This is a genomic window from Pseudomonas sp. GCEP-101, assembly GCF_025133575.1.
Taxonomy (GTDB): domain Bacteria; phylum Pseudomonadota; class Gammaproteobacteria; order Pseudomonadales; family Pseudomonadaceae; genus Pseudomonas; species Pseudomonas nitroreducens_B.
In genome coordinates this window covers 459,422-484,440 of sequence record NZ_CP104011.1, presented here as the reverse complement: position 1 = coordinate 484,440, position 25,019 = coordinate 459,422, and the positions used below count along the sequence as shown (strand labels likewise).

The 25,019-nt window shown below is 58.4% G+C and carries 22 protein-coding genes; 8 read left to right on the top strand and 14 right to left on the bottom strand.

From position 1 onward, the window contains the following. Positions 1-42: 42 nt before the first annotated feature. The 7 genes from N0B71_RS02245 to N0B71_RS02215 all read left to right on the top strand — a co-directional run bounded on the left by N0B71_RS02245 (position 43) and on the right by N0B71_RS02215 (position 8,262). Entirely contained in the window at positions 43-1,590 is a 1,548-nt protein-coding gene (locus N0B71_RS02245; protein WP_259756986.1) for a cyclic diguanylate phosphodiesterase, read from the top strand. Between the two features lie 562 nt (positions 1,591-2,152). Then, positions 2,153-2,542, top strand: a complete 390-nt coding sequence (locus N0B71_RS02240) for a type IV pilin protein (RefSeq protein ID WP_259756984.1) — start codon at positions 2,153-2,155, stop codon at positions 2,540-2,542. Between the two features lie 5 nt (positions 2,543-2,547). Continuing rightward, entirely contained in the window at positions 2,548-3,099 is a 552-nt protein-coding gene (pilV, locus tag N0B71_RS02235; protein WP_259756982.1) for a type IV pilus modification protein PilV, read from the top strand. A 41-nt stretch (positions 3,100-3,140) separates the two neighbouring features. Next, entirely contained in the window at positions 3,141-4,214 is a 1,074-nt protein-coding gene (locus N0B71_RS02230; protein ID WP_259756980.1) for a PilW family protein, read from the top strand. Continuing rightward, the gene (locus tag N0B71_RS02225) at positions 4,211-4,699 is read left to right on the top strand and encodes a PilX N-terminal domain-containing pilus assembly protein (protein ID WP_259756979.1); all 489 of its coding nucleotides are present in this window, start codon (positions 4,211-4,213) and stop codon (positions 4,697-4,699) included. Before N0B71_RS02230 ends, N0B71_RS02225 begins: the two co-directional genes overlap by 4 nt. A 2-nt stretch (positions 4,700-4,701) precedes the next feature. Further along, entirely contained in the window at positions 4,702-7,752 is a 3,051-nt protein-coding gene (locus tag N0B71_RS02220; protein ID WP_259756978.1) for a pilus assembly protein, read from the top strand. Positions 7,753-7,761: 9 nt separating this feature from the next. Further along, positions 7,762-8,262 carry a GspH/FimT family pseudopilin gene (locus tag N0B71_RS02215; RefSeq protein WP_259756977.1) on the top strand — a complete coding sequence of 167 codons (501 nt, stop codon included), beginning with the start codon at positions 7,762-7,764 and terminating at the stop codon, positions 8,260-8,262. 348 nt (positions 8,263-8,610) lie between these two features. Here N0B71_RS02215 and N0B71_RS02210 read toward each other — a convergent pair whose 3' ends face one another. The 5 genes from N0B71_RS02210 to N0B71_RS02190 all read right to left on the bottom strand — a co-directional run bounded on the left by N0B71_RS02210 (position 8,611) and on the right by N0B71_RS02190 (position 18,099). Continuing rightward, complete coding sequence (locus N0B71_RS02210; protein WP_259756975.1) at positions 8,611-9,801, bottom strand: HNH endonuclease; 1,191 nt, start codon at positions 9,799-9,801, stop codon at positions 8,611-8,613. Between the two features lie 295 nt (positions 9,802-10,096). Further along, positions 10,097-11,539 carry an RES family NAD+ phosphorylase gene (locus N0B71_RS02205; RefSeq protein ID WP_259756974.1) on the bottom strand — a complete coding sequence of 481 codons (1,443 nt, stop codon included), beginning with the start codon at positions 11,537-11,539 and terminating at the stop codon, positions 10,097-10,099. A 639-nt stretch (positions 11,540-12,178) separates the two neighbouring features. Further along, positions 12,179-16,150 carry a hypothetical protein gene (locus N0B71_RS02200; protein WP_259756972.1) on the bottom strand — a complete coding sequence of 1,324 codons (3,972 nt, stop codon included), beginning with the start codon at positions 16,148-16,150 and terminating at the stop codon, positions 12,179-12,181. A 211-nt stretch (positions 16,151-16,361) separates the two neighbouring features. Continuing rightward, complete coding sequence (locus tag N0B71_RS02195; protein WP_259756970.1) at positions 16,362-17,168, bottom strand: DUF4145 domain-containing protein; 807 nt, start codon at positions 17,166-17,168, stop codon at positions 16,362-16,364. Positions 17,169-17,190: 22 nt separating this feature from the next. Then, entirely contained in the window at positions 17,191-18,099 is a 909-nt protein-coding gene (locus N0B71_RS02190; RefSeq protein ID WP_259756969.1) for a hypothetical protein, read from the bottom strand. A 344-nt stretch (positions 18,100-18,443) separates the two neighbouring features. Here N0B71_RS02190 and N0B71_RS02185 point away from each other — a divergent pair, with 344 nt between their 5' ends. Then, positions 18,444-18,896 (top strand): hypothetical protein, encoded by a 453-nt coding sequence (locus tag N0B71_RS02185; protein ID WP_259756968.1) that lies wholly within the window; start codon positions 18,444-18,446, stop codon positions 18,894-18,896. 69 nt (positions 18,897-18,965) lie between these two features. Here the strand turns inward: N0B71_RS02185 and N0B71_RS02180 are convergent, their stop codons facing one another. From N0B71_RS02180 to N0B71_RS02140, 9 genes are all read right to left on the bottom strand, one after another. Further along, entirely contained in the window at positions 18,966-19,862 is an 897-nt protein-coding gene (locus N0B71_RS02180) for a hypothetical protein (RefSeq protein WP_259756967.1), read from the bottom strand. A gap of 55 nt (positions 19,863-19,917) precedes the next feature. After that, positions 19,918-20,211: a hypothetical protein gene (locus N0B71_RS02175; RefSeq protein WP_259756966.1), complete on the bottom strand. Its 294-nt coding sequence runs from the start codon at positions 20,209-20,211 to the stop codon at positions 19,918-19,920. Beyond that, positions 20,211-21,755, bottom strand: coding sequence for a DUF3631 domain-containing protein (locus N0B71_RS02170; RefSeq protein WP_259756965.1), 1,545 nt, complete (start codon positions 21,753-21,755; stop codon positions 20,211-20,213). Before N0B71_RS02170 ends, N0B71_RS02175 begins: the two co-directional genes overlap by 1 nt. Then, on the bottom strand, positions 21,752-22,675 hold the full coding sequence (locus N0B71_RS02165; RefSeq protein ID WP_259756963.1) for a toprim domain-containing protein: 924 nt from the start codon (positions 22,673-22,675) through the stop codon (positions 21,752-21,754). Before N0B71_RS02165 ends, N0B71_RS02170 begins: the two co-directional genes overlap by 4 nt. Before the next feature lie 4 nt (positions 22,676-22,679). Next, complete coding sequence (locus tag N0B71_RS02160; protein ID WP_259756961.1) at positions 22,680-22,991, bottom strand: hypothetical protein; 312 nt, start codon at positions 22,989-22,991, stop codon at positions 22,680-22,682. Then, a complete protein-coding gene (locus N0B71_RS02155; protein ID WP_259756960.1) occupies positions 22,988-23,302 on the bottom strand; it encodes a hypothetical protein in 315 nt (104 codons plus the stop codon). The genes N0B71_RS02160 and N0B71_RS02155 overlap by 4 nt, the downstream gene beginning before the upstream one ends. 436 nt (positions 23,303-23,738) lie before the next feature. After that, a complete protein-coding gene (locus N0B71_RS02150; protein ID WP_259756958.1) occupies positions 23,739-24,479 on the bottom strand; it encodes a KilA-N domain-containing protein in 741 nt (246 codons plus the stop codon). Further along, positions 24,476-24,739, bottom strand: a complete 264-nt coding sequence (locus N0B71_RS02145) for a helix-turn-helix domain-containing protein (RefSeq protein WP_259756956.1) — start codon at positions 24,737-24,739, stop codon at positions 24,476-24,478. Before N0B71_RS02145 ends, N0B71_RS02150 begins: the two co-directional genes overlap by 4 nt. Beyond that, positions 24,739-24,984 (bottom strand): helix-turn-helix transcriptional regulator, encoded by a 246-nt coding sequence (locus N0B71_RS02140; protein WP_084359499.1) that lies wholly within the window; start codon positions 24,982-24,984, stop codon positions 24,739-24,741. The genes N0B71_RS02145 and N0B71_RS02140 overlap by 1 nt, the downstream gene beginning before the upstream one ends. Between the last annotated feature and the right edge of the window lie 35 nt (positions 24,985-25,019).

The following is a 25,019-nucleotide window of genomic DNA, read 5'->3' as shown; positions in this document are numbered from 1 at the left end:
CAATGCGTCGCAGGTCGCGGCGCCGTCGAGCAAGGAACAAGGATGCCGCTACGCAGTTATACCCGGCGCCGGCTGGTGCCCCGCCTGGTCTTCTCCCTTTCCATGGCGCTGCTGCCGCTGTTGCTGGGCAGCGTGATCATCTACTGGCAGGCGCTGAGCAGCCTGGGCGCCGAAGCGCGGACCGCCGCCAACGAAGCCGTGCGCCTCTTCGATGTCATGCTGGGCAATGCCAGGGGCGCGGCCCAGGTCGCCTTGCGCCACGTGGACGAAGGCTGCGCGGACGCCACCCTGGTACTTCGCGAGCAGGTGGCGGTGGTGCCGTTCGTCCGGTCGGTCAACCTCACCCGTGACGACACTATTTATTGCACCTCGCTGTTCGGCGATTACGAGGCGCCGCTGGACGCCGGACTGTATGTCGCCGGCGAGCTGCGGATGATGGCGGGCAACGAGGTCACGCCGCATTACGCCCTGCTGATCCTGCGTCGCGTCGAGGGGCGTTTCGCCGCGCTCTCCACCATTGACGGCCGCTACCTCAGCAACACCCTGCAATTGGTCGACCAGCGCAGCGACCTGCAGCTGCGGGTCGGCCAGCAGTGGATGGACGAAGAGGGCAGGGTGTTCGACGGTAACCCTGCGGCGTTGCCCCTTGGCCATGTCGAGCGAACGTCCCGACGGTTTCCCTACATGGTCATCGGTGGCTTCCCGGAGGGCGCGCAATGGCAGCACATCCGCAGGGACTCGTTGCCCCTGGTGGCATTGATGCTGATGCTCGGCGGTGTGTCCGGTATCGCCTGCTACTGGCTCTGGGGACGCTCGGCCACACCGAGCCTGGAGCTGGAGCGCGCCCTGCTGGCCGGCGAGTTCGTGCCCTACCTGCAGCCGCTGGTGAATGCCCGGGACGGCCGCTGGGTGGGGGCGGAGGTGCTGATGCGCTGGATTCACCCGCGCGAAGGCATGGTCGGCCCTGACCTGTTCATTCCGATGGCCGAACGCTCCGGGCTGATCGTTCCGATGACCCGCGAGCTGATGCACCAGGTTGCCGACGCGCTGGCGCCGCATGGGCACCTGCTGGGCCAAGGCTTCCACCTGGGATTCAACATCAGCGCCCGGCATTGCACGGAGCCGGGGCTGTTCGGCGATTGCCGGGACTTCCAGGCGCGCTTCCTGCCTCATCGCCTGGAACTCACGCTGGAGCTGACCGAACGGGAGCTGATCGTCTCCAGCGAGGTGACGGACGAACTCTTCGACAATCTCCACTCCCTGGGCGTCAAGCTGGCCATCGATGACTTCGGCACCGGTAACTCCAGCCTGGCCTATCTGCATCGCTTCAAGGTGGATGCGCTGAAGATCGACAAGAGCTTCGTGGCGATGATCGGTGTCGACGCGCTGTCCTCCCACATCCTGGACAGCATCGTCGAGCTGTGCGGCAAGCTGGACCTGATGATCATCGCCGAAGGGGTGGAAACCGAGCAGCAGCGGGCCTATCTCGCCTCGCGCGGCGTGGAGGTGTTGCAGGGGTATCTCTTCGATCGGCCCATGCCGCTGGCGGCATTCATCGAGGCGTTGCAACGACGTCAAGGTGGGCGCTGACACAGGCTGGCCGGTTCTTGCTCGGCGAGACGCAGGTCGGCGAAAAGAATCCTTCGACCGCTCCCCGGGCCTTGTTTGCCTTTCTGACTCGATAGTTAGCTCATTGATAGCGATGCATATAGAAGTTTGAAAGGTGGTGAGAAGTTGTTAGTTGTCGGCGGTTGGACGATTTTGAATTCGTTATCAGTGCGTATTTCAATCGACGAGATAGAAGTAATGGGGGTAGTGTTTAACTTTATTTTCACACTTTTTTTATGTGAATTTTATAAGTAGTACGAGTGTGCAGGAATTAACTCTGAAAGTTTTCTAAGTGTCTCTTTTTTGATACGGGGACGGCGGTGTATCGGCTCTTGATGCGGCTCGGGTGTTCAGCTCTAATGCCCGCAATCATTGGGTTGTGGCGTTTTTATGGAAAATGCCAGGCCATCTTTCTCGTTAACTACTTGTATATAGATCGGTGCGCCGGCGACGACTGGTACTAAATTGCCGAGTCGGCGGGGTGGCGATTCGCCATTTAACTAATAGAGTCTTTGAAAAAGGGCCCCGTAAAGAGAGTCTGATAATGCCTGTTAGTTCCCGTGGTTTTACCCTGATCGAATTGATGGTGGTGGCGGCGATAGTGGCGATCCTGGCTGCCATCGCTTATCCCAGCTACCAGCAGTACATCATTCGCGGAAAGCGGTCGGCGGCCCAGGCGCAAATGATGGACATCGCCAATCGCCAGCAGCAGTACCTGCTGGCCAACCGCTCCTATGCCAGCAAGACGCAGCTGGAGAGCGGCGGCTACGCCCTTCCCAGTGAGGTGTCGAGCAATTACGGCTACTCCATCACCGTCGGCAGCGGTACGCCGCCGACCTTCACCATCACCTTCACCCCGAGCGGCGCGCAGGCCAGCGACGGCAACCTGACCCTCAGCAGCGACGGCAGCAAGACGCCAGCGGCGAAGTGGTGACCGACATGCTGACCTCCCGGCAACGCGGTTTCACCCTGATCGAGCTGCTCGTCAGCATCCTCATCATCTCCCTGGGCCTTCTGGGCCTGGCCAAGCTGCAGATGCGCATGCAGCTGTCGGACATGGAGTCCTACCAGCGCGCCCAGGCGCTGCTGTTGCTCAACGACATGTCCAGCCGGATGAACGCCAACGCGAAGAACTCCTCCAGTTATGTCACCGGCACATCCACGCCGCTCGGCGTCGGCATGACCTGCCCGACCAGCAGCGGCACCCGCCAGCAGGCCGACCTCGCCGACTGGTGCAGCAACCTGCAGGGTGCGGCGGAGGTGGGCGGCGGCAACGTCAAGGCTGGCGCCATGCTGGGCGGTCGCGGCTGCATCGAGTCGCTGGGCAGCAATCAGTACCTGATCACCGTGGCCTGGCAGGGCATGACGCCGATCTCCGCGCCGCCGTCGAGCGTGGCCTGTGGCAGCGGCAGCTACAACGGTAGCTCGGGCTGCAGCAGTGATCTCTGCCGGCGGGTGGTGACCACCATCGTGCGGGTCGCTTCGCTATGAGCGGCGTATCCCGACAGCGGGGCTTCACCCTGGTGGAGATGATGATCGCCGTGACCATCAGCCTGCTGATCATGGTCGCGGTGCTGACGCTCTACTTGAACCTGCGCCGCACCAGCGACGACATGGCCCAGACCAACGCGCTGATCGAGAACGGGCGCTTTGCCGTGGGGTTGTTGCAGGAGGACTTGGCCCATGCGGGGTTCTGGAATGGTTTTGTCCCGCAGTTCGACGACCTGACCGCTACCACTGCGCCGACAGATTACCCGCTGGCGCTGCCGCCTGTGTGCTCCGCCTTCTCGACATGGACGCAGCAGGACAGGATCAATTCCGTGGGCATCGTGGTGCAGGCATATTCCGCCGTACCCCCCGGCTGTTCGGCGATCGTCACCAACCTGGCGAGCAACTCCGACGTGCTGGTGGTGCGACATGCCGATACCTGCTCGCCAGGGGTTGGCAATTGCGACGCGCTGACGACCGGCAAGGTGTACTTCCAGTCGTCCTTCTGCAAGGACGATGCATTGGGCGCCTTTGTACTGGATACCACGGGGTTCACGCTGAAGAACCTCAATTGCCTGACCGTTGCCGAGCGACGCAAGTTCGTCATCGATCTCTATTACGTGCGTGACTACGCCGTGACGGCAGGCGACGGTATCCCGACCTTGATGCGCTCCACCTTCGATCTTTCCGGCGGTGCCACCCCGGCCAACGCGTTGCAGTCGGCGGTGCCGCTGATCGAGGGGATCGAAGCGTTCCGCGTCGAGCTAGGCGTCGACAATGTCAGCAAGTCCGGAGCTTCAACCAATTACCACGCTGCACCGCAATGGGATGACCCCAACACCCGAGTCACCCTGAACAACCGTGGCGATGGTTCGCCCGATGGCGCATTCGTCCATTGCGGTGCCGGTTCCTGCTCGGTGGATCAACTGGTGGATGTGGTGGAGGCCCGGCTCTATGTGCTGGCTCGCGCCCGTACCCAGACGCCAGGCTACAGCTCAGACAAGACCTACGCCTTGGGCGGTTCCACCCTCGGCCCGTTCACCGATGGCTACAAGCGGCACTTGTTCACGTCCAGCGCCACGCTGGTGAACGTGTCCCGGCGGAGGCAGACGCCATGATTATCCTGTGTGATTCGAGAGCTCAGCGGGGGGCAACCCTGGTGGTCGCCCTGGTGATGTTGCTGATGCTGATGCTGATGGTCGGCAGCGCCTATACCCTCAGCGGCACCAACCTCAAGGCGGTCGGCAACATGCAGTTCCGCAACGAGGCCATCGCCGCGGCCGATGTCGGCATTCAGCGGGTCATCGGTTCGGCGTTCACCGCTGCGCCGACGGCCGAACAGCTCAATGTCGACATCAATAACGACGGCACCACCGATTATCAGGTGGCAATGGCATCGCCGGTGTGCATGAGCGCACGGCCCAGCCCTTCCAATCTCGCCTGTGGTGGCAGCATTGCGCCCATGTGTTCCTCGGGATGGGATACCGTCTGGGCGCTCAGCGCCAATGTTACCGATGCAGTGACCGGAACCTCGGTAAAAGTGCGGTCCGGGGTGCGCGTTCACCTGACCGATACGCAGAAGATCGCCGCGTGCGGAGCATAACCATGAACAAGAGCTGCAAGACCGGAATGCTCCAGCGAATAGTCGTCCTCTGCCTGCTGTGTATTGTCCAGTCCGCCGTCCGAGCCGAGGATATCGATCTGTTCGTGGGCACGCCCACTGGCGCCACGGATGCCCCTAACGTCCTGATCATCCTGGACAATACCGCCAACTGGAACACGCCGTTCAGCAACGAGATGACCGCGTTATCCTCGGTGGTCAATGGGTTGCAGGTGAACAAGTTCCGCGTCGGCCTGATGCTCTTCAGCGAGTCGGGCGGGGGCAACAAAGGCGACGACGGCGCCTATGTGCGGGCCGCCATGCGCCTGCTCGACAGCTCGACCAAGCCCAAGTACCAGACGTTGGTGACCAGCCTGGACGTGGGCGCCGACAAGTCCAACGGCGGCAAGATCAGCAAGGCGATGGAAGAAGCCTGGCTGTACTACTCGGCGGCTACTCCCAACTCAGGCAACCAGAAGGCCAAGACCGACTTCACCGGCAATGCCAGTGGTACTGCGGCGTCCAACGCTATCTACGCCCTGAGCGGTAACGCCCTGGCATCGAAGGACGCCACCACCTACAACAGCCCTATCGTTGCTGGCTGCGCGAAGAACTTCATCATCTATATCAGCAACGGCCCGGCGCAGGACAACACTGCCGATATCAAGCAGGCGACCGATGCGCTGACCGCCGCCGGCGGCAGCACCACGGCGATTCCCATTTCCCCCAGCGGTTCGCAGGACAACATGGCAGATGAATGGGCGCGCTTCATGAAGAAGAGCTCCAAGTCGATCACCACCTATACCGTGGATATCAACAAGGACACCCAGGGACAGGGGCCGGGTTGGACGGCGTTGCTCAAGAGCATGGCCAACGTCAGCAGCGGCAAATATTTCGATGTGACGGCCAGTGGCACGCAGATCTCCGATGCGCTGAATGCGATCTTCTCCGAAATCCAGGCGACCAACAGCGTGTTCGCCTCCGTCACCCTGCCCATCAGTGTCAGCTCCCAGAGCACCTACCTGAACCAGGTGTTCGTCGGCATGTTCCGCCCGGACCCCGACTCCTTCCCGCGCTGGCCCGGTAACCTCAAGCAATACAAGGTTGGCATGGTCAGCAGTCAGCTCACCACGGTGGATGCCGACGGCAATAGCGCGATCAATAGCGGCACCGGTTTCATCACCGAATGCGCCCGCAGCTTCTGGACGCCGACATCGTTGGACAATTACTGGGCGTTCAAGCCGCAGGGTAACTGCCTGACCGTGACGGGTTCCGACGTGTCCAACTACCCGGACGGCAATATCGTCGAGAAGGGCGCTCAGGCCTATGTGTTGCGCCAGGCCAGCTCGCGGACCGTGAAAACGTGCAGCCCGACGAGCTGCACCGCGTTGACCAACTTCAACACGGCCAATACCGCGATCACCCAGGCGCTGCTGGGGGCGGCGGATGCCACCGAACGGACCAACCTGATCGGCTGGGCCAGCGGCGCCGACAACCTGGACGAGAACCTCAACGCCAACTTCACCGAGATGCGCCCCTCGGTGCACGGAGATGTCGTGCATTCGCGCCCGGCGGCGGTCAACTACGGTACTTCGTCGTCGCCCCTGGTAGTGGTCTACTACGGCGCCAACGATGGGCTGTTGCACGCGATCAACGGCAACCGTACGGGCACCGTTGCCGGTGTTTCGGCGGGCAGTGAGATCTGGTCCTTCATGCCGCCGGAGTTCTATCCGCGGATCAAGCGCCTGCGCGACAACACCACCACTATCAGCTTCCCCGGTCATACCACCGGCACCCCGACTCCGCAGCCCAAGGACTACGGCATGGACGGCTCGGTCGCCGTGGTCCAGCAGGGCACCAGCACCTGGATTTATTCGGCGATGCGCCGCGGCGGACGCTCGATCTACGCCTTTGATGTCACCACCCCGGCCAGTCCCAGCCTGAAATGGAAGATCGGTTGCCCCAATCTGGGCAGCGACACTGGCTGCAGCACCGGTTTCACCGGATTGGGGCAGACCTGGGCCACGCCTGTACCCCTGCTGGCGCAAGGCTACGGGAGCGGTGCATCGACCATCCTGGCCATGGGCGGCGGTTACGACAACTGCGAGGACGCCGACCCCAATACCTGCAGCTCGACTTCAAAGGGCAATCACATCTACCTGATGGATGCCGACACGGGGGCCTTGCTCAAGACGTTCGATACCGATCGCGGGGTCGTCGGTAACGTGTCCCTCGTCACCAACAGCGCCGGGTTGATCACTTATGGCTATGCCTCGGACCTGGGGGGTAACGTCTACCGGATATCCGGCGTCGATGCCTATAGCGCCATCGGCAGCACCGCGCCAGCCAACTGGACCATCACCAAGATTGCCTCCCTGGGATGCGCCACGGCGACTACCTGCACGGCCAACCGCAAATTCCTTTATGGCCCGGAGGTCGCTTCGGTCAATGGCGAGTACGTGATCATTCTGGGCTCGGGTGACCGCGAGAAGCCGCTGCTCACCTACAGTTCCGCCGCCAGCGTGGCGAATCGCTTCTATGTCCTGCACGACAAGCCCAGCGACACCAACTGGCTGACCCTGGAAAACGGGACCTGCGCTGCCAATCTGATCTGCAACAGCTCTCTGCTGCCCATTACCAGCACGGCGACGCCGACCAATACCCAGCTCGCGGCATATCCCAAGGGCTGGTACCTGGGGCTGCAATCCACCGAGCAGGTGGTGACCTCCGCCCTGCTGCTGTACAACAACATCACCTTCAGCACGCACCAGCCTGCCGTGGCCAGTTCCACCAGTTGCTCCAGCCTGGGGACCGCGCGGGTCTACAACATCAGCTACCTGAATGCCGCAGGTAACGGCGATCAGCGCTTCGCCGTGATTGCCGGCGGTGGGCTGCCCCCGTCACCCGTAGCGGGGCGCGTGCAACTCGATGACGGCAGTCTCAAAGACTTCATCATCGGTGGAAATGGTGATTCGCCACTGAAAGTCTCGGAGCCCACCGCGCCCGGCACCAGTCCCCAGCCCAAGTCCTGGGTATTCTGGGACATCGAGCGATAGGGGCCGGCCATGAACGCGAAATCAAGGCGTACTGCGCGCGGCTTTACCCTGCTGGAGCTGATGGTGACCGTTGCCGTGCTGGCGATCCTGATCGGCATCGCCGTCCCCTCGCTCAGCGATGCCACACTTACTGGCAAGCTCGCCGCCAGCGCCAATGACCTCGTTGCCGGCGTGGCGATGGGCCGTAGTGAAGCGATCAAACGCAATGCGGTGACCAGCCTGTGCGTCTCCAGCGATGGCACCAGTTGTGGCTCGGGCGGCTGGGAACAGGGCTGGATCATCATTTCCGGCTCCACTGTGATCCAGAAGCACTCCGCCGCGCCGACGGGCTTCAAGGTGACTTCCAGTGTCGCCAAGGTCGACTTCCAGCCAACCGGCGTGGGCAACACCCAGGCGACCATCACCGTGTGCCGTTCGGCCCCCACCGCCGGTTACCAGGAGCGGGTGGTGAACATCAGTGCTACCGGGCGGGCCTATGTCAGCAAGACCACCACCGGGACCTGCTCCTGATCGGGTCGGCCGGGTAAATCGCAGACAACAAAAAACCGGCCAGAAGGCCGGTTTTTTGTGAGTTGTGGCGGTTCATCAGAACGGCCGCAACCATGTGGTGGTGCCCCGGGAGAGACTCTAACTTAAACCTGTATGTGCCGAGCCTAAAGGCTTCATGGTCGATGTTGTGGGTTTGATGCCCCCAAAGATGCCCCCAATTCAAAATGTACTTACTCTGTCGTTAGTTTCCGATCCGAAGCGTACGTTTAGCTAGACCAGACTACCGATGAGTCCGATGGAATTTGAGCAGTGAAATATGAGCAGTAGCTCTTGACTAACTGTCCAACAGTTCCGGTGTAGACCACATCTTCACGCCAGCCCAACACTTGCTCTAGCCATCTGCGCATGGAGCTCAAGCGCTTTCCCTGAAGGCTGGTCATAAGTTCTCAACGGCAAACGCAATCGCCTACCGCTGAGCTCTCCGTATTCGGTGCCGAGCAGGTGAGCGGCCAACTTGACGACGCCTAGTTCGATCCACAAAAAACCCAGGTCAAACAATGAATGAATGTCTGCCCGCAGCAACAAGCCATTGTCCACCCTGTTGGTATGCTCGCCTTTGTACGGAACGATATGTGCTGCCTCGAGTACGTCAACAGCAGTGCAGCCGGTTATCGCGCAAGTACCTCTGTAGGCCTCGATCAGAGCCTGCCTGAAGGCAGTTTGGCCGCGCCGTAGCACGATGGCGCGACTGATCCTGTCGCGTGCGTCCGGCTCATTGATAAAGTCAAAGTCGCCAGCCTGATCAGCGAGCTTTTCGACTCTGTCCAGTTCCCGCTGCAAAACACCGGTAGCGTACGCACGTGTGCGCATTTTGCTCTTTGTCAGAACGGTGTCGTCCCGGTACAGCTCCCAAACGCCATGCACGGCGGGATCGTAACGCTCAAACAGAATTGCCCCCCTCACCGGACAGTGTCGCTTGAACAATAGATCGTAGCGATGCTTCTGATCTGTTCTACGCGGCGGTTCATGCCCTTGGTGGTGTCCCCGTGCGAAGTCGTTGACGGTGATTAATCGTAGGTCCGCGTCCAGATTCGATTCCTTGAATTGCGGGTTGGACATAACGAGGGCTGCCAGAATCTCACGCCTTGATGAGGGGACACCCAACTGGCAATGGGTGTTAAAGACTTTCTGCCAGTTGGGACTCTTCGCAGGCGAAACCTTCGGCTCTTCTGCGGTGCTGATCTGATCATGCTCCACTGTTGTATGAGGTGAAGTGGTGTAATCAATCTGAACCGCCTCAAGTGAACGTAATGCGCGTTGCCCACCTTGAGCCACAAGGTTAATCAGGTAATCCCCTGTATGCAGGAGCTTTACTGCTTCTTCCAGACTCGTGACGTAAACCTTGTTGACTGCCAGGTTGGTGGACGTGTGGGACGTGGCGGCGCCTTTCTTGCGGTTGAGCACATAGCGGCCGGATCGATCAGGTCTGGCGACAAACAGCTTCCCTAGCGAATCTTTCCGCGATCCCACTGCACTGATCCTGGTAACGTTACGGCTCACAGCTTCATCCTTCTGTTTATTTCGGAGCCGGCGGCCACCGGTCAACGGCAAAGGTATCTAACCACACAAAAATGCCCGCTCAAGCGAGCTTTCCGGTCAGTTGTGCGACCTGTGATGCCTTACGAGCCGATGGGTGCCGACCCGTAGGCATCCGCTGGATTTCAGCCCGTCACTCGCGGCGACCGGCCCCTGGTATTACAGCAGCTCCTCACCTGGGATGGAGGTTTGGACAGTCTCTTCCCTTGGTGCAGCAGTTGGCTCGATGCTTCAGATTCTGGAGGGATCACTTTGACGGTCAGAATCTGTCGTCTTCTCTTGGCTGAGATGTACTGCGTGAGACTCGGAATCGCTTGCACTTAACCTCCACCCGTTCTACGTAATGGATTTCCAACGACTCAGGAATGACTTCAAGGGTGGGCTCTATCGCGGCTGGATCGGAGTGATCTTTGTCCATATCAAGGAACCACCGCATGCCGGTCTCTGATGTGGCCTCGTCGTTGAGGTCGTGATCGGGCGAAATGAGGGTATGTATGTGGAACTCCGTGTAAGGGCCCTCATCGTCAAAGCTTTCAGTAGTTGCAGAGAGCTTGGCGCCGTCTGGCAGGTCCATTTTTCGCACAAGAGACGCCTTGTGAAACAAGACGACGTTGCGTCCACCATCAGCTTGAGTGGATTCAAAAACGATCCCATCCAAAGCGGGACTGTTTTCCGTAGCCAGGAAGTCGGCGATCGCCTGCGTTGCTAAGTAGTCAAACTCCTGATCAGCGGGCATCACGGGACGGGTCATCTTTTTGCCCAGAGTCCGAAGGAACGCAACGTGGTTCATTCGCTGACTGAGTGTCGGATCGAAGACGCTACCTGTTATGTGGGTTTTCTCAAGTGCCGACAGGTCCAGCAACCGCAAGGGCCTGATAATTTTGAACGCCGCAACGGCCACGTCGCTCCCAACTGGAGGGCGAACCTCTGCGAGGGCTACGTCTTGCGATGTTGCGCCATAGAACACAGAAATCCCTCTAGCGTTCATGCGACCCGAGGCTGCAAAGCGGCCTGGCGGCGAGCCAAGCTCTATATCAGGGCGGCAAAGCGCAGGCTTGAGCGCTTCTCGGGACTGAAAAACTCTCGCTCGAAACAGTACTTCAATCTCGGCACCCGGACCCGCATCTACCACGAGCGGAGATCGTTCCCAGGTGCTGAGCTTATCGATCCCATCAAAGACTGAACGCAGGTGGGCTGCAGCATGCCTGCCGAAATAGCGAGACTCGGATTGCAGGCTTTTCTCAAACCTCTCCCATTTCGACTCCCATCCCCAGGTGCTAGAACCTGCGAGTTCGTAATGGGCGTCGCTGTCGAACTCAGTTTCCTCGCCGAGTTGAGCCATCTCGTGGTCGTAGTATCTGTTGCCCAGAATCTCGAGCACGTCAGACGCTGCTTGTTCGCAAATTCCTGCAGCCTCTTCAATGACATGCTGCACCGGATCGCCGTCACGCACCCACTCGTAGTCAGATTCTCTGTCGCGAAGCATAGCCTCCTGCCATTCATCAGGATTCGGGTTTGTCCGCGTGTAGTGCTCCTCGAAAGCGGTTTCGACGCGATCAGCGAGCGTTTGTAACGGCCAGCTTGGCCGGTGGTTTTCGCAGTAAGTGCACTCTGCACTGTTGGATTGCTCTATCTCGCCTGCCAGGAAGGGATCGCCGATGCACTCATGGCAGATATACGACTCGCCTAAGCCTGATTTCATGCTCTTCTCCTTTGCACGATGAAGCTCATCCTGCCTGTAGCTCCATGGCCCAAAGTGGACAATGGAGCAGATAATTTTGCTGTGTGACAGACATAGGGCAGCTGAGCCGGTGACTCGCTCGCTTTCAATTCAAGCCTGCATGCCAACAGCTCGTGTGAACGGTCCGGGGTGAAGCTTTGTTACTTCCCATGGCAGCGCTCGTACTTCTGCCCAGAACCGCACTAGTCGATTGCAGGGATAAGGTCTCCGAAAGCAGCGAAAATAGTGCCGAATGCCGCCGCGGCGAAGCAGACTCCATTGATGTGCTCACGTAAATTGGTTCCGTCGGCTAGCACACGAGAGAGCCGGTCTTCGTCCGCAGCCATGTAGCCTTGTAGTAGGACTGCTAGACCCACATAGATCGCCCCCAGACGCTGAGGCCAGCAAATGTTTCCCAAGAGAAGGGTCATGCCTACGCAGATAGCTGGCGTGCCTAGCGCGAAGAAGGCTGTGGTAAGCAATGTGTAGTGCCGGAGAATTTTGACATTGAGGATTTTTCGTCCTTGAAGAATCGCTGGTGAACGTGAGAACCATCAACCACGATCACTTCTATTGGCCGGGCTCCATAGGGTGATCCAGTTTCCGATCGCTAGAAAAAATTCATGAGCGGCTCACATCCAAGACCACGACTGCCACGCGGCCTTCTCGCGAAGCTTGGCTGCATTCCACAAGCATGCGCTGTAGTTCCTGAGGTGAGGACGGGCGAGGGCTGCCGGCTGGACACACAAGACGTTTGTTGGTCGGGACGGTCTCTCCGAACCATAAAACCAGGTAAATGCCATAGCCGCCGGCACGCCAATCAGGCGTGTACAACTGATCCAACTGGCTGTCCGCACCTTCCCACAGTTGCCGATGCCATTGCCCCTTGATCTCGATAGGCAAGCGCAAGGTGCCTACACAACAGGCAATGTCGACCTCTTTGTCGCTGGCGATATGGGTCTCAGGCTCATAGAACACTTCCGCCGAACCCTGTCGCAGCAAGCCAAGCAGGTGGTCACGACAGTGTTCTTCGGGATGAGGAAGCATTGCATCGCCATAGAATCCTCGCCAAGACTCTGCGTCATCGCTCCGAATTTTGGCCTGGACCACATTTAGTTCTTCCAGCATCCAGGTCTGCAGGTCCTGAGCGGTCGACGGGAGGTGGTTCGAAATAACGGCTGCAATGGACGCCATTGAGGGAGGCGCATAAGTGGCCTCCACACGATTGCGCGCTTGCTCGGCGCAGGCAATAAGTAGAGCGTTCGTATAGCCATCGAGCGATGCGTCACACAGCCGGGCCATAGCCTTGGATGCAAAAGGGCTGGGATCGTTGCCCAGGCGGTTAATGAGCTGCCGCAGGTAGTCGCTTGCATCCCAAACATTAGTATCACCCACCCAACCGCTTAGAGGCGGTGGGGTGTAGACCCAGATCCCGCGGAATGTGGTGATGATCCACTCCAGTTGCGCAGGAGAAAGAGTTGTGTTCTCGGCGCTAGTCGTGTGGCGACGCGAGTCGCTGCGATCGCGAATGGCCCACAGCAACTCAGGATCAATTGTTGACTCGGATAGCCTTGCTGCTGTTTCTTCGAAATCAACGATCAGGCCCACAGCGTCCCAATTTCGTTGCTGACTTTCACGAACGCATTTCCGAGCGGTACAGAGGAGGAGAAGCTCGTGATGCTTATGAGCATTTAACAATCGGTCGATTAGGAGATTTTCAACCTGGTCAGGCAGAGTGGTGTATCTCTGCAGCCAATCTAAAGCTAACTCGTTTGCTAGCGGCGCTTGTGAGCTGTCATGCATCAGGTCATGAAGCCCGGTCACATGTTCACGGGCTGCTCTAATCTGCGGTTCCATCAATGTGCGCATTGCAGAAGGCCAGCACCCTCGATTTTGCAGTTCGCTGGTCAGTAGCGGCTCGAGTCTTGCGGTGTCTGCATGTTGATCCACTCTGGTGGATTTCACTACAAACAGTGCTGCCATTAAGCGCTCTTCGTTTAGATCGTCGATACCTTTTTCGTTGCGAAGACGTTCGGCTAATGCTGCGATGATGATGTAGCCGGCTTTGTACTCTTTGTCCTTAGCATAGCTTTGGGCGATATCATCAGCAGTCGGAACTGGAGGCGATTGTTTCAAAAAGGCCTCGAACCCCAAGTGTGCAGCCTGTGCTAGCTCCTCACCCAGCCATTGGGCGATGCGTTCATGAGCTGGTACATCATTCCCTATGTCCGAATAAAGCTTTAGGTAGGCCATAGCGGGGCCAACAATGACACCATACCGGCCTTCGCTCATGAGTTTCTTCCGGGCGGAAAAGTGCTTCCGATGCTCTAAATGCCTCTCCTCTAGTTCTTGTCGCCTAGCAGTGCGCCATTCCTCCTGCTCGATCTGCCACTGATGTACAGAAGGGGTTGCCAACTTGTCGATCCATTCGAGAAGGTCGCTCTGCTTTCTCGCGAAGGGTTTTGCAGCGTGGCGGACTTCAGCGCCATGCGCTTGGTCGTGCGCTACTAGTTGAACGATGTCCCTCCAAGAGTCGTCATGGTGGTCCATGGGGTCTAGCACCGCTAGCAAGGCAAGTGCATCACTCTCGGTACAGAAGAAGCCGCTCGATTTTCTTTGAAGCTCCATATACCTGTGCCAGGCAGATTTCCCGTCGGCACGATCCAAAATCACCATGCGCTGTACGGCTTGGCGAAGGTCGGTGTTTGTCGTTAGGTAGTCCTGCAACTGTTGTCGTGGCTCTTTATCGAAGCCGTTGCTTGAGTCAAAAGGGCTTAGCCAGCGCCATAGCGACTGAGGATCAAGAGGGCCGCAATGAAGGCGGCGTGCGATCAGTCGGTAGGCAAAGTCCGAAAGCTCTGCCTTGTTCTCGTAGTCGGATGCCTCGAGTGACGCAGAGACACGGGTAGATGTGACCGCGAAATGGTCTAGGAAAGATTCCAGCCGGTTGTCAGGTAGGTTCATCTCGAGTAGATAGAACGGGCGTGCTGTCCTCCCGTCCTTGATGGCGTACTTCTGCACCAGTTCAGTTATCAGCTGATCATCAAACGGGGCATATCCCACCTGGTCCATTAGCTCCAGCGCCAGACGGAGCGACAGCTCATCGTCCCAATCACGCAGTACTTTGAAGATCTTCGCCCAGTCCTCGTCAGAAATATGGCCGATCAGAGCTTCAGCCGCTGCGCGCCGTAGGGCGAAGATGCCTTCTGGAGACTGGATCAACGCCAGTAGTTCGGACAGCAGCAATGGGACGATGGGTGTATGAGGTATTGACTCGAGGATCAGCAAACGCAGTCCGAAAGGCTCAGCGTCCGTTGTGACCAGATGTCGAATCTCATCAATCAAGTGCAGTGAAGCAAGGCCTCGGACGACCTGGGATCTCCAGGGTCGGAAGTCTGGATTGGTATCTGCTAGCCGTTTCAGTGCCTGCAGTAACGTACGCGCTTGGCTTGGCAGCAAATTGTCGGCATCGCCGTATTCGATCAGACCCATGGGGTCTGCGGAAATCACGGCTGGAGCGAGTGCGGGGTCCAGTGCGAGCCATGCATGCAAGCCACGCAAGCTAGCTGGAACCAAACCGTGACTTTGGAAGAGTGCCAACATGCGACGACGTTTGCGCGGAGTATTAGCCTGGCGAGCCAGATAGCGGGCCCCTAGGTATTCGGCTATACGGCGATGCCAGTAGCTGAAGCGATCAGTTCCAGCTGTGCAGAAAAGCCTTGATCCAAGCAATGCCGCAGCATTTTCACCACTTGGCATGCCACAAAGCTCCGGTAGCGAGAGTTCACCACCATCGAGGTTCTGCGATTGGCCCCTAGTGATTACCTCACTACCGCTCAGAAGCAATGCAGCAAATGCTGCGCCGGCTCCGTTTAGGGCTGCCTCTTGTGATAGTTGTGTGCCAGCCTTGCTGACATTGTGCTCCAGCAGCATTTGCGTAATGGCCAGTTCGAACAGCTCGCTGCGAGTCTGTGGCAACGCACCACCCGCGATGCTCGGAATGATTAACGCGAGCGTTTGAGGATTACCCAGCAACCCACCGAGCCCCAAATTCTCGAAGTGCGCCACGATAGCTGAAGACTTTTCTGAACCGAGTTCTTGCTCCAAAAATTTTGAGACTTCGGCCTCGCTAAAGGGATTCAGATTCAGTTCCAGTGGGCTTTGGTCGTACTGTTCGCGGATTGCTTCAACACCTGTCGCGCTGCGCCAATCGACCGCCCGGCAAGCCAGCACGAAACGGGGATAGTCCAGTTCACCGAGACGCCTGAGTACCAAGTTGACTGCATCGCCTTCCTTCGCAGCACTGACTTCGTCAAGTGCGTCTATAACGAGCACCTGAGACTCGCCCAGTAACGACTGTGGATTAGCGCGGTTGATGAGTTGTCGGGCTGTGCAGAGAGAACAGCCGGGCGTAGTTCCAATCCATTGGAGAAGGCGAGATTTGCCCATGCCTGCCTCGCCCAAGATTACTAGCGGTTGAGTGAGTAAAAGTAAAAACTCCTGCTTTATTTCGACAGCCTTGTCTAGATCTTTATACCAGAGTGTGCGAGGAATGTAGGTGTTTGCTAGAGCGTTTTCGGAGGATTCGCGCACACTGGTTGTCCTTGTGATTGATAATGCTCAACGCCTCGAGAATCAGTATTTATAATTCGCTAATTTCCATTTTTTAGATATCCAAATCTCTTCTGTTGGGCTTTGATTGGGCTCCAGTGTTTATGGGGCTTGTTCTTCAATGTTGACTTATTGATAAGTCGTGTATTTATGTTTTTAAAATTCAATTTTCATCCTGCGGGCGTAGCTACATCTATTTTTCATCTCTTTCCTTCGCATCTCTTCGCTCGATTCCTTCAAGCTTCCCGCTTGGGAGATTTCTGTAGATGCGCTGAACCTGCTTGGGGTGGGTGATCATCTGATCACAAATAAGATTTACAAGCTCGAATAATTTTAATGAGATCTCTCTGTTGTCATTCAAATTCAGCTCGCCTGGATGCACTGATTCATTTCCAATTACGCGTACAATATCAAGCGCCTGTTGTACGAGGGGGTTCAAGCCCTTTCGTACAAGATTTGCGATGTCGGAATCGATGTTTTTCCCACTTTCCCCAAGCTCCTTGCAAAGGTGTTGTATGCATAGGCGCAATAGTGCGGCAGCTCCTTTTGGAGATGACGCGACTATCTCTCGAGCTTCATCGAATAAACTGCGGATATGGGGAGGCATGTCACCGTTTGGGAGTATTTCTATTTTTGATGCTGGGTGAATTAATCGATTGTGAGCCCATATTGCCAGTTCGCCACAGTTGTAGCACTCGGAAATATAGCAGTTACTTATGGTGGTTCGGCAGTACGTGGCTTCGCTTGAGTTTTCTAAGAATAGCTTTCCGGAGTTGATTTTTTTTGCCCAAGTGACTAGTGAATCTATTGTTCCTTGGTCTAGTTTGGTGTCTTGCTTTAGGCTTTCAATTACCTCGGTGCTTGGGAATATAGGTGTCCTTTGGTCCTCCGGGTACTTATCCGACATGGCTTTATACCAAGTCTGTGTGGTATAGGCCCCGCAGTGCGGACAACTGAAAGCTGTTTTAGAGACGGAAGGGGTGGTGTCGAATTCAGCCATTTTAGCTCTCTCCGATAAAGGATCAGTCTATTGGGTCTGGCTGTATTGCTTGCAATAAGACCAAGCCCATCTGAATAGCTTCCTCTGCATGATTGTTCAGCACCTGCTGGCCGTGTATCGCTGCATTACAAACTTTCATTATGTAGTCGAAAGAATTTTTCATTCTTTCGAGTTCTGGGCGCTTCTTGGTTAATTCTGAAAACATTTGTCTGGCTGATGCATATCCGCTACGCATAGATGCTGGGTTGTTATTTGTTGTTTTTCGGCCCAGTGAAGTGCGCAAGGATTTTTCAATTTCCATTCTTAGCTTGGCTAGGGCGTAGTTGGTGTCATAGTCAGCGTTTTGAATAAAGCTCATTGTTTTGTTAGAGGCTTGTTCGCCGCTTGATGCGCTATCTATTTCCTCCTTAGCCTTAGTTCTTTCGCGTGGTTCTGGGTGGAAATGTACATTTATGTTTTGATTTATTGTGTTCGAGATGGCGGAGATCATATTGCTATAGGTTGATAGGCTTTGTTGGAGGTCTAGCTTTGCTTGTCGAACCTCTTCCTTTACTTGAGCAACCTCTCTTTCAAAGCTGATAACTTTTCCTAGCGTGATTTTTTTTGCAATCGGCAGGAGAAGAAAGAATGCGCTGATTATTAATAGTGATAATGGGGTTGTTGAAAGTTTTGCACTAGGCGGAAATCCCAGTCCTGAGATGGCCAAAAAAATCAACGTGCAGCCTACAAGCCTGCAGGTGAAGGGGAAAATATCTAGGAAAAGTATCTTTTTTAAATATCCCACAGTCTTCCATCCCAGTAGCTGTGTATTGTCTTTCGCATTTTGATGCCAGCGGTCACTGCTCGGCAGTCGTATCTTGATACTGAAGTGACACCATTTCAACGATAAGCTGAAAATCTGCTGCCAAGCCGACCTCCAGAATGTAGGCATGGTGAGCGCCTCCTGTTTTCACCATTGTCTTAAGCCATGTACAGCTCAGATGGAGTCAAGAAGACGCTGAATGCCCCGAGGCACTAGGTCTTCGGGGTTTTTAGACGGTACTGCGGCTTGTACATCGATTTTCGGAAAATGCTCACCCTGCGCACCCTCTGCAGAACGCTGCAGCCCACGAATGGCGGGGATTTCAGCGATTAGCGTAAAGGGCTGTGGTGGAGCATCCGAAAAATCGAAAATTTCTGTCTTACCGCGAGGCTCGACGCCTCCCCCGCGGTAGGGGGAGGTAGGCTAGGGTCCCCGCTATACTTGCCTCCCTCGTTGCCTGATAGGTGTCCCCCATGGCTGAAGCAAACATCGATCGCTTTGATCGCCTTACAGGTGCGATCTTCGGAAAGCTCTATGAGTCATTCCCAATCGGTGTCGATCTCGACGTCATGATGTTCTCCCAGGTTCTCTCTCCGGGAGAGGACTTCGAAGAAGTCCTAGCCCAAGCAATCGACGAAGGAGAATTCTTTCACTCGACAGTGACCTGGCTGCAGGACGCTGGCTTCATCACGATGGCCGGCACAACGCTTGATAACAGCATGGCGTACCAGTGCCGGCTCACAGCGCAGGCCTTGCAGGTATTGAAGGCGACTCCAGAGAGCCTTGGCGGAGATACGTTGGGAGGGACGCTGGGAGATGCGGTAAAGAAAGGGACGATGGGCGCATTAAAGACTGTCGCGAACGAGGCTTTGAATCGCGGCGTGGGCATCATGTTCACGGCTGCGGCTTCCGCTTTCGCCGGGTAGCTAATGCAGTGCGCTGCAATTGAGAGAGGCGCCATTGCGGCGCCTCTTTCCGTTAAGGGCTGAGTAAACTTAGGCCGTCCCTTTCACCAGATCATCCAGGGAAACGTCGTCGGAGGCATCCATCACTTCCGTGCGGGTGACGGTCTCGCGGTCCTGCGTGCCGAACAGAGGGATGTGCAGTTTCGTCAGGTGCGCGCCCCAGCCGCCGTTGATTCGATCCGCAGCGACCAGCTGAGCACCGATGCCGGCCAAGATCTTGGCTGCAGCGTTCCACTCCTCGGCGTATTTGGTCCACAGCGCTTCCGACAGTGCAGCCTTGGCCACCTGTTCGCGCTGTCTGGAGTCAGCAGCCTGCTGCTTCATGTTGGCCACCTCGGCTTCCATGGTCTCGATGGTGCGGCGCTTCACTCGGATCGTAGCCTCGGTCGCCAGCGCCAGCTCCACAGCTTTCTCCAATTGCGTGCGTGCGGCTTTCTCGGCCTTGGCATCCTCTGCCTGCGCGAGCGCCTGGCCGGCGGCCTGCTCAGCCGATTCCGCCGCGGACTTTGCTTTAGCAATTTCCTCTTCGATGCCCTGGCTTCGCGTTGCGGCCTGTTCGATTCGAGCTTGCAGCGAGGCCTGCAGGCGCTGCTCGGTGTTGATCTGTTCCATGGCCTGCGCAATGGCGGCCGCTGCCGATTCGGCTTTCTCGACCAACTCCAGGCTGCGCTCGGTCTCCCGCACGAGCCCGCGCAGGGTGTTGATGCGCGCCCTGGTGTTCGATAGCTCTTCCATCACCTCGTGGCTGCCGTTGTCGATGTGATGCATGGTCGTGCGCACGACCTTCTTTCGCAGTTCCGCCAGCTTGGTTTCCAGGCCGGGGACTCGTGCCTCCAGTTGCTCGATCTCTTCCAGGTAATCATCACGCTGTTGAAGCAGTTGTTCAGTGCGGTTGGGCAGCGGATGTTTACGGTTTGCACCTTTCATGTGACCTCCATAGGTCGAAGTAAGCGCCAGCCCTGCGGCCAGCGCAGGGTTGGTATTACTCAGTGATCTCGGCACCAGGCCAGCGCCAGTGCGCTTCGATCAGGGCCTCTTCGAATGTCAGGGGCGGCGTGATCATCGTGCAGAGCGGCTTGCCGCCCAGCGTGATCGCCCAGTGCATGCGGCGCGTTTTGCCGTCCATCGAGCCCAGTTCGGCGAGCAGCTCAAGGCGGTGCCGGCGGACGTACTGGCGGACCTCTTCTGTGAGCCGGCTACCAGGTGAAATGCTGACCTTGTTGCCGCTGATCCGGGCGGCGAAACCGCGTTCGGTGAGGAAGTCGAGAGCAGACATCAGAACTCCTCCCGGTCGGTTTCATCGTGGGATGTCGCCTTTGCCTTGCCTGCCCCTTTCCTAGCAGGGGGTGTTTTATCCGTGACAACGTGACAACCCGCGTGGTTACTGGGCTGTAGCGGTTTTTCATCCGTGACAACGACACCCTCCGTCGCGGAAGGAAAATCGCTGGAAGCCTTGTGGGAGTAGGCGTGTCGCGTTGTCGCGGATTGAGAGGGGGTGTCAGCCGAAAGGTAGCGGTCAAAGGCGTCGCGGAAGTCGCTCTTGTCGTACCCCTTTTTGTTGATCGAGCCGAGCCGAATGTCCTTCGACTTGATGCCAAAGTCGGCCAGCCTCGCGGACAGCTGACGGGCTGACATTGCCTTTCCACGGTTCCACGTCGCCCACGGTGCTTCGTCATCCGCGACCAGTTGTTCCAGCAGATCAGCACTGAACATCTTGGAGGCGTTGCGAGATTCGAACGCGGCCTTCACATCAGCCAGCAGCTCGACGCCGACACTGGGCGCATCACCTTCCAGACCGTGCAATGCGATTGCGGCAGTGCGTGCCGACTTCGGCCAGTGAGCGCCGACTTGATCCGCGATCGCCAGCAGTGGTTCCCAGGAGTCGTTGGCGCGATCGTTCAGGCCTTCAATGGGCTTTGGACGTGCCTTGCCGATTGCCTCAGAGTTGTCCTGTGCAAAGCGCGCCAGCCGCGAGCGCAGTTGCTCCCATAGGGCTGGGTCAGAGTGGCGCAGGTTCTCCACGCTCTCGCCGGGTGTGCGACGGCGCAGGCGCAGGGGCACGCTCCGATCGGCCAGCGTGTCAGCGATTCGGCCGATGCCACACAGAGCCTTCGCACCCCAAACGTTGAACGGGGTGGGAATGTGATCGTCGCCCACACAGCGGATGACCACTGCGCTATCCCGAGTGAATCCGGCATTGAGGATGCCGCGGGCGTCTTCGTGGGCCGCGAGGAAGGCGTCCACCTCATCGATCAGCAGAGTCGGCGACCACAGTTCGATGGAGCGGAACAGCGCTGCCGGCCCGATGTTCGACACCTGAAGCGGGCGGTTGACCAGCTTCCCCAGGGCGGTCAGTAGGACCGATTTACCGCAGCGCTTCTCCGGGGCGGTGATGTTGGCGATCGGCGCTATCTGCACCACGTCGACCAACCAGGTGAAGGTGGCCCACAGCGCGGCTGCTCGGAGCGTCTCCTTCTCCGCTATCACGTGCCGAGCGAGAGCGTGGGTTACATCGTCCAGCAACTCGGCACCATCCACCGGCTTCGACCATGGCTCCACATCGGCAAAGATGCTTTGCCCGGCAGCAGCTCCTGCTTCCGACTCGGCCGAGACGGTCAGGCGATCGAACTCCGCCATGCTCAGCATCTTGGTTTCCTTCACCTGGATGCGCAGGCGGGCGAAGGCTGCAGGGTCCTTGCTGCGCATCGAACGCAGCTCCTCGAGCACGGCCGGTGCGTACAAGGCGCCAGCGTCTTCGGACAGGTTGTGGATGGCTTCCTGTATCGGGCTCTTGGCCTTCAGGGTGATGGGGCTACTCATGCGCCAGCCCTCCACACGTGCAGATCGTTGAAGTCGGTGAGGGATGGCGGCGCATCGTCGGGCCACTCAGGGAAGGTCACCAGCGCGCCGGCGGCGAGTGCTGCAGCGGTGGCCGCAGTTCGTCCCGGGTTGCCGGGTGTATTGCGGTCGTCGTCCCCGGCAATCACCAACTGCACCTGGTCGCCATAGCGGGCCTTCAACGCCAGCGCCACGGGCATCAGGTTGCCGGCGTTCATCGCGCAGGCGACGGCCATGCCGGAGCTCGCGTGGATGGTCGCGCCAGTGGCCCAGCCTTCGCAGATGTACAGCGGCTTGCCGGGGCTGATATTGCCGAGGGGCGAATAGCAGCCGGTGACGCGCCCACCGTAGAGGAAGCGCTTACGGCCGGTGGTGCTGATGCGCTGCAGGTTGACCAGCTCGCCGGAGTGGTAGAGCGGCACGAGCAGTTCGCCGGCTCGTTGCCGCAGCGCGTAGGAGCGGATGTGCTTGCTGGCCAAGTAGGCGTGAGCCGGATCTGCGCGGCGGGCATTACTCCACCAGCGCTGGGCAAGTTCTGCTGCATCCTGCTGGCGTTGCTGCTGTTCGGCTTGCCGTTGCGCGCGGGCCTGCTCGATCCGCTGCCGGCTTTCCTCAAGCTCAGTGGCGGACAGTTCGCCGGCGCTGCTCCAGTGATGAACCTGGGCGCTCTTCCACGTCCCGAAGGCGCCAGCGGCTACCCCATCCACGAACAGCACGTACCAGCCATTGCGGCTACCGACACGATCACCTGGAACGTGGAAGCGGTGAATGCTCCCGTCCCCCTCAGGCAGCCAGTCCAACTGCCCGAAGACGCCCTGCAGGGCCTCGCGGAAAGCGTGTTCCACTTTCTGCAGGCAAGCCGATCCCGTCAGCGCTACGCGGCGCTGTTGAAAAGTCGTCATGGGTTTACTCCTTGGTCAGGCCGTTGAATGCCTGGGCAGTGGGAGTGGGCGCCTGCAGCATGGCGCTCAGTTCATCGCGCGCTCGCAGTCGGGCCTGGGTCATTGCCTCGCAGGTCTGCGCGACGCCGTACACCGTTCCGCCGTACACGTTCAGCACGCTCTCAGGGCGAACGCCCCGCAACTTGCTGGCGGCCTTCTTGGCTTCTCGGCGCTTGGCGAAGGGACCGCATACACCGAATGGCAGGACGGGGCGGCGCTCATCGAGAACGAAGAAGTAGCCAACGGCCTGGCTGCGCTTAGGAGTAAATGCCTTCATGCCACACCTCCCTGCGCCAGCGCCTTGGATGGACCAGTGCTGAGTACGTCGCGCGCATCGTGAGCAGCGCCCACATGGCGATGGCGCCAGCAGAAGTTGGAGGACAGCACCTGGACGTTTTCCAGGTGGGCGCCGAGCTCTTGGCTGAGCGGCGATTGCCAGCCACCCACAGCAGGGACGACGACAAGCCGGATCAGGTTGGCCAGATGTTCGAACTCCGTGCGAGCAGCGTTCATGTAGGCCATGTCCATGTCGCTGAGGCGAGCGTCGCCCAGCAGTTCGACGAAGCCGAGGTGGTTAACTTGCTGCATGGTCCACCCCCTGCGCTTCGAGCGCGCGGACTTTGGCCATGGCGGCGTTGTAGCGAGCGAGACGAACAGAGAGGGAGGAATCGGCACGGAGTGCAGCCAGGGCTATTGCCCGGAGAGCTGCGGCACGTGCAAACGGATTGCGGGTGCGCATGGGTGAAGCTCCTTGATAGTGGAGCTGCCACCGTTCGCGGCCAAGCGAAGGGAGGTGACAGCTGTACGCGGGTTGGCCGACCGGTATCAAGGAAACCGGCACACCCGAAGGTGTCCCACGCACAGCCGTCACCATAGAGCGACATTGCGAGCACAAAAAAAAGCGCCAGCAATGAGGTCTTGGGCGCTTGTGCGCCTTGATTGTTCGACCGGCCAAGGTCGGCCACGGGATTTACCGTGACGGGCAAACCATACCCCTGGCGGGAGGTGAGTGCAAGGGCGTCCATTACGCCGCTCCCCCGAGGCGAGCGCCCCGAATCGATGCGACGTACGCCAGCAGCCCGTCCTTGCGCTCCTGATAGGTCTTGCCTTGGCCCAGTAGCAGGACGTTGCGCACCTCCATCAGAGTGATCAGCGCCAGCTCACCTTCGCTCAGTTGGTCTCGATCACGCCCCGAGAACACGCCGGCCGCAACTTCGTTGATCAGTCGGGCCTCGTTCATGAAGTGGTGCGCCTTCGGTTGTCGGCCTGCTGCCTCCAGGGTTACCGCGAGAGCGGCGCACATGCCACGGTAGCTCGTGGCGGACTGCTGCCGTACCTGCTCCCATTTCGAGTTGTCGCTTCGCAGGAGAGCGTCCATCTGCATGTCGCACCAGACGGCGAAGTCAGGCGAGAGCCAGCGTGCGAAGGCGACGGCCAGTTTCGGATGGAGCCACGTTCCGCCGCCATTGTTGCTCGCCCCGCGCTTGGTAATTACCAACCCTGCGCAGTTGCTCAATTCGGGGCGGAAACCCGAATTGCCGCCGGAGACTTTCGAGCTGGATCGTCTCTTGATTAGCCGGGGCTCAAAAGGAATGTTCAGGCGTTTGGCGAGTGCCCGTGCATACGCTTCTGTCTCATGAAGGCGGAGCCAGTCTCTGGGTTCTTGGCCAAACAGCGAGGCCGCGGCAGTGGCGTTGATCCAGCCATCCGAGGTGAAGCTGACGGCCTGGCCTTCAAATTCCGCAGGGATGATTCGAGCGATCATGCGACGGCCCTCCCTGCGTTCTGAGGCAGCGCGCCGATGTAGTACAGCGCCACCCGCTGATGCTTACGACCGTGTTCATCGGTCTTGGTGATCAGATGGGTTTTGATCGGATAGCCGCGATCACGGAGTTCCTGAATGCGTGCGGCGGGGTGGAGGATGTTGAGCTCGGTTCGCGCGCTCAAGGTGTCGATGGGGTTTTCTTGGACCCGGGCCAAGAGGCGAGCGCGTTGCGCTTCGGTCGTGCTGTCGGAGGTCTGCATTAGACAGCCTCCCCGCGGCTTTCCGCGATTCGTGCCTCGCACCACTGGATGACTTCGCCCTCAATCCATACCGCGGACTTGGGGCCGAGCATGATCTGTTGGGGGAATTTTCCAGCACCGATTCGGCGGTAGATTTCGGAGGTGGAGAGAGTGGTCAGGGATTTGACGGACGCCAGCTTGATGAACCGACGCTGAGTCGCGGACTGCACTTGGGAAGTAGCGGGGAGCTTGCTTGCAGTAGCCATCGTTCGTGCCTCCTTGGGCGTGATTGGTAACGATG